At 73.8% G+C, this 5522-nt stretch carries 5 protein-coding genes; 2 read left to right on the top strand and 3 right to left on the bottom strand.

Going from position 1 to position 5522, the window contains the following annotated elements; translation table 11 throughout:
• Positions 1–1035, bottom strand: a 1035-nt coding sequence (locus E4099_RS28365) for a DUF2510 domain-containing protein (protein WP_135341984.1), incomplete at its 3' end; no start/stop codon positions are given.
• Between the two features lie 315 nt (positions 1036–1350).
• On the opposite strand from E4099_RS28365, the gene E4099_RS28370 reads away from it, so the two are divergent.
• Positions 1351–1830, top strand: coding sequence for an SsgA family sporulation/cell division regulator (locus E4099_RS28370; protein WP_135341985.1), 480 nt, complete (start codon positions 1351–1353; stop codon positions 1828–1830).
• Between the two features lie 243 nt (positions 1831–2073).
• Here E4099_RS28370 and E4099_RS28375 read toward each other — a convergent pair whose 3' ends face one another.
• Both E4099_RS28375 and hppD read right to left on the bottom strand, forming a co-directional pair.
• Positions 2074–3516: an FAD-binding oxidoreductase gene (locus E4099_RS28375; protein WP_135341986.1), complete on the bottom strand. Its 1443-nt coding sequence runs from the start codon at positions 3514–3516 to the stop codon at positions 2074–2076.
• A gap of 192 nt (positions 3517–3708) precedes the next feature.
• Positions 3709–4854 (bottom strand): 4-hydroxyphenylpyruvate dioxygenase, encoded by a 1146-nt coding sequence (hppD, locus tag E4099_RS28380; RefSeq protein ID WP_135341987.1) that lies wholly within the window; start codon positions 4852–4854, stop codon positions 3709–3711.
• Positions 4855–5005: 151 nt separating this feature from the next.
• On the opposite strand from hppD, the gene E4099_RS28385 reads away from it, so the two are divergent.
• The gene (locus tag E4099_RS28385; protein WP_135341988.1) at positions 5006–5476 is read left to right on the top strand and encodes an Lrp/AsnC family transcriptional regulator; all 471 of its coding nucleotides are present in this window, start codon (positions 5006–5008) and stop codon (positions 5474–5476) included.
• The last annotated feature ends 46 nt before the right edge of the window (positions 5477–5522 follow it).

Here is a 5522-nt window from a genome sequence, read left to right on the forward strand (position 1 = left end):
GCCCTGGGTGCCGGGCGCGGGAGGGGTGGTGCCCTGCGCGGGCCCGGACTGCCCGGTGGCCTGGCCCGGGACGGGCGTGCCGTCCTGCGGTTCGGGGGTGCCCAGCGCGCGGATGGTCAGGGTGCCCCGGTCGCGTCCGCTCGGCGCCGGGCCGGCCGCGGGGTCCACGGCGCGCAGGGTGAGGGTGCCGTCGCGCGGGCCGCCCTCGCCCGGTGTGGCGGCTTCGGCGCCGGCCGGGGCGGGGGCGGTGCGGCTGTCGGCCTGGGCGGGCACCGTGCCGGGGGTGGTCTGCCGGCCCGTGCCGCCGTCGGCGCCCGGCGTCGCGTCGGGGCCGCCGGGTGCCGGGTCCCGCTCCGCGGGCGGCTGTGTCCGGGCGGCGCCGGCACCGGTGGCGCGGCGGGGGTCGGCGGCTTGGCGCTGGTCGTCCACCCGGCCGCCCGACTCGCCACTCCCCTGGCCGGGCAGTGCGCCGGCACGCGGGGCCGACCCTCGGGCACCCGGTGTGTCCTCCGTGCCCCAGGAGATCCGGCGGTCCCGCTCGCCGGGGGAGTTCGCCCCGGTGGCGCCCCAACCGAGGCCGCTCTGCCGGGAGGCGTCGGCCTGCCAGGCGGTGGCGGGTTCGGGGCGGCTGCCCTGCCCTCGGCCCGGCCCGTCCCCGGCCGGCGGAGCCGACGAGGCGTCACCCGGCAGGTCGACGGTGGGCTCGGCGGAGGCGGCGGCCCCGGCCGCTGTCGCCCTACCCGCGCCGGTGGGGGTCTCACCGCTCCGGGGCCGGGGCTCCGGCGGCTGGTCGAGGAACATCGGACCGGTCTCGTCCGGCACCGCACCGGCCAGCTGGGTGGTCTCGCTGACGGAGGGCGCGGCGACACCGGGCGGGGGAACCGGCAGCGACTCGCCCTCGGCCGGGGCGGGCCGGCTGGTGCCGGGGACCCAGGACACGCCGTTCCAGTAGCGGATGTAGTGGGGGATGGATGGGTCCGGGTAGTAGCCGGGGATGGAGCTGCCGTCCGCGGATCCTGAGGTAGGAGCGCTCATGATCTCCGATGTCCCGTGTCTGCTGTGCGGTCGGGTGGGGCCTATGCAGTCTGCCGCACAAGCGCGAGGGGCTGTATATCGCTCCACCGGTCTGGCGCACCCCGGGGCGGTCCGCGGGGCGGTGTCCCGGTTCTATCAGACGGGCCTGCCGCCAGGGCCCGCACCGCGTCCGCCACCACTCTCCCGTGCGAGCGAAAAGAATTTCCGACTGATTGCGAGAAAGCGTGTAAGGAACCGGCGGCAGCGGCCTCTCACCAAGTGTCGGCCCACCCAGGGGTCGGCGACTCAGGGAGTGCGAGAGAGAGGTCGCGAGCGATGAGCAGGACTGTGGTGGAGCGCGAGCTGGAGATGAACCTGGTGCTGTCGCCGGAGTACAGCATCCCCGTGCCGGCCCGGCTGACCTACCGGACCGATGACCCGTACGCGGTGCACATCACCTTCCACGTCGGCTCCGAGGCGCCGGTGCACTGGACCTTCGCCCGCGAGTTGCTGGTGGAGGGGGTGTTCCGGGCCAGCGGTGACGGTGACGTGCGGGTGTGGCCGGCCCGGATGGCCGGGCGCTCCATGGTGGTGATGGCGCTGAGTTCACCGGACGGGGACGCGCTGCTGGAGGCCTCGGCCCCGGCGGTGTCGGCCTGGCTGGAGCGCACCCTGCGGGTGGTGCCGCCGGGCCGGGAGGGCGACCGGCTGGACGTGGACGAGGCGCTGGACGTCCTGCTCGCCCGCATCCCCGGCCATGACCGCCGGCCGCGCGGACCCTGGTCCGCGGAGGGAACGCCGGAGGCGGGGGCGTAACCGGATGCCGGGCGTGAGGGAATGTGCCGGGGTGGCGCCCCGCGCGCGGGTGCCGGCGCCGGCTGCCCGGAAACCAGCCGCCGGGGGCGGCGGCCCGCGCACAATCATCGGGGCGGCGGCCCGCGCACAGGTGCCGGGGGCCGCGCCCCGCGCGCGGGTGCCGTCCGACCGCCCCGTACCCGGGCTCCGCGGCCCCGCTTCCGGGATTCCCGGCCCGGGCAGGGCGGCGGCCCCGCCGTTCCTTCAGAGGACCTTGCCCGGGTTGAGGATGCCCAGCGGGTCGAAGACCTGCTTGATGCCGCGCTGCAACTCCAGCCCCACCGGGCCGAGTTCGCGGGCCAGCCACTCCTTCTTCAGCAGGCCCACCCCGTGTTCGCCGGTGATGGTGCCGCCCAGGGCCAGGCCCAGCGCCATGATCTCGTCGAAGGACTCGCGGGCCCGCCGCGACTCGTCCGGGTCGGTGGCGTCGAAGCAGACGGTGGGGTGGGTGTTGCCGTCGCCGGCATGGGCGACCACGCCGATGGTCAGGTCGTACTTCTCGGCGATGGCGGCGGTGCCCTCGATCATCTCGGCCAGCCGGGAACGCGGCACGCACACATCGTCGATCATGGTGGTGGACTTGATGGCCTCCAGCGCGGGCAGCGCCGACCGGCGGGCCTGGAGCAGCAGTTCCGACTCGGCCTCGTCCTCGGCCGGGACGACCTCGGTGGCCCCGGCCGCGGTGCACAGCGCCCCGACCGCGGCGAGGTCGGCGGTGGGGTCCGGGGTGTCGAAGGCGCACAGCAGCAGGGCCTCGGTGCTCTCCGGCAGGCCCATCTTCGTCATCCGGTTGACGGCCCGTACACAGGTACGGTCCATCAGCTCCAGCAGCGCCGGAGCGTGCCCGACCCTCACCGGGCCGGTGCCGGGCGGTGACCCCGGCCCACCGCCCTCGTCCGGCGGGGCCGCGTCCGCCTGCGATCCGCCCATGATCGCGCAGATCGCCTCGCAGGCCGCGGCGGCGGACGGGAACTCCGCGGCCAGCACCAGCTGCCGCGGCGGGGCCGGCCTGAGCGCCAGTATCGCCTTCACCACCACGCCCAGGCTGCCCTCGGAGCCGACGAACAGCCGGGTCAGGTCGTAGCCCGCCACGCCCTTGGCGGTGCGCCGGCCGGTGGACAGCAGCCGCCCGTCTGCCAGCACCACCTCCAGGCCCAGTACGTATTCGGCGGTGACCCCGTACTTCACGCAGCACAGTCCGCCGGAGGCGGTGCCGATGTTGCCGCCGATGGTGCACTGCTCCCAGCTGGAGGGGTCCGGTGGGTAGTACAGGCCCTGCTCCAGCACCGCCCGGGAGAGCGTCGCGTTGACCACCCCGGGCTCCACCACCGCGATCCGGTCCACCGGGTTGATCTCCAGGATGCGGTCCATCTTCACCAGGGACAGCAGGATGCAGCCGTCGCTGGCGTTGGCCGCCCCGGACAGCCCGGTGCGCGCCCCCTGCGGGACCACCGGCACCCGCAGTTCGGTGGCGGTCCGCATGACGTGCTGGACCTGCTCGACGGTGCGGGGCAGCACCACCGCGGCGGGCGTGCCGGCGGCGCAGAAGCTCGCCATGTCATTGGCGTACGAGCCGGTGACGTCGGGATCGGTGAGCACGGCCTCCGCGGGGAGCCCGGCGCGCAGCTGTGCGATCAGGTCGGCCATGGCACCAGACTCGCACCGCCCCACCGCTCCGGGGAAGATCGCGGCGACCGCGCGTCGCGGTACGGCCCCACCCCGGGAACGCCGACGGCGCGCGGCCGAAGGGGCCGCGCGCCGTCGTGGAGCCGGAGCGCCTGGAGTGCGGGGAGACACCCGGGACGCTCCCGAAGGGTGGTCCTGGGGGCGGGTTGTGCCCTACAGGTTGCCGCGCCGCTCCTGCTCGCGCTCGATCGCCTCGAACAGGGCCTTGAAGTTGCCCTTGCCGAAGCCCAGGGAGCCGTGCCGCTCGATCATCTCGAAGAAGACGGTCGGCCGGTCCTGCACCGGCTTGGTGAAGATCTGCAGCAGGTAGCCGTCCTCGTCGCGGTCGGCGAGGATCTTCAGCTCGCGCAGCGTCTCGATCGGCACCCGGGTCTCGCCGACCCACTCGCCGAGGGTGTCGTAGTACGAGTCGGGGGTGTCCAGGAACTCCACGCCGGCCGCCCGCATCGCCTGCACGCTGGCCACGATGTCGTTGGTGGCCAGGGCGATGTGCTGCACGCCGGGGCCGCCGTAGAACTCCAGGTACTCGTCGATCTGCGACTTCTTCTTGGCGATGGCCGGCTCGTTGAGCGGGAACTTCACCTTGCGGGTGCCGTCCGCGACCACCTTGGACATGAGCGCGGAGTACTCGGTGGCGATGTCGTCGCCCACGAACTCCTTCATGTTGGTGAAGCCCATGACGTTGTTGTAGAAGCCGACCCACTCGTCCATCTTGCCGAGCTCGACATTGCCCACGCAGTGGTCGATGGCCTGGAAGAAGCGCTTGGCCGGGGGTGCCACGATCGGCTTGGCGGCGGTGTAGCCGGGCAGGTACGGGCCCTCGTAGCCGGTGCGCTCGACCAGGGTGTGCTTGGTCTGGCCGTAGGTGGCGATGGCGGCGAGCACCACGGTGCCGTGCTCGTCCTTGACCTCGCGCGGCTCCTCCAGGCCGGTGGCGCCGTGCTCCAGCGCGTAGGCGTAGGCGGCCCGGGCGTCCGGCACCTCGATGGCCAGGTCCACCACGCCGTCGCCGTGCTCGGCGACGTGCTGCGCGAGGAACCGGCCGTGGTCGGTGGTGGCCTTGATGACGGAGGTGAACACGAAGCGGGCACCGCCCGAGACGAGGACGTAGCTGGCCGTCTCGCGGCTGCCGGTCTCCGGACCGGAGTAGGCGACCAGCTGCATGCCGAAGGCGGTGGCGTAGTAGTGCGCGGCCTGCTTGGCATTGCCGACGGCGAAGACGACCGCGTCCATCCCCTTCACCGGGAAGGGGTCGGCCTGCCGGGCGGTGTGGGGGGTCTGATCGATGGTCTCAGTCATGGCCGCAGGTTCCCGCTGAACCACAAGGTGCGCAATAGTTGTCGTGATTGCTGGGCAGCCTGCATAGTGACATCGCAGATTCATCGGGCGTTCTGTACAGGATGACCAGCCTCGGCGGCGATGCCAGGGGCAGGGCGCGGAGGGACATGGCATGGGGATCGACGAACTCGACGCCCGGCTGATCGGGCTGCTCGCCGAGGAGCCCCGGATCGGTGTGCTGGAGGCGTCCCGCCGGCTCGGGGTGGCGCGCGGCACCGCGCAGGCCCGGCTGGACCGGCTCCAGGCCCGGGGCGTGATCCGCGGCTTCGGGCCCGAGGTGGATCCGGCCGCGCTCGGCTATCCGGTGACCGCGTTCGCCACCCTGGAGATCAAGCAGGGCCAGGGCGGCGACGTCCGGGCCCACCTGGCCACCGTCCCCGAGGTGCTGGAGCTGCACACCACCACCGGCCACGGCGACATGCTCTGCCGCCTGGTCGCCCGCTCCAACGCCGACCTCCAGCGGGTGATCGACCGCGTGGTCGGCTTCGCGGGCATCGTGCGGGCCTCCACCGCCATCGTGATGGAGAACCCGGTCCCGCTGCGGATCATCCCCCTGGTACGCCAGGCGGCGACGGACGAGTGAGCGGTGGCCCCGCGCGCTCGCGGCGGGGGCGGGGGCGGGTTTGCCG

Origin of the sequence: Streptomyces palmae (assembly GCF_004684805.1) — a bacterium.
GTDB lineage: Bacteria > Actinomycetota > Actinomycetes > Streptomycetales > Streptomycetaceae > Streptomyces > Streptomyces palmae.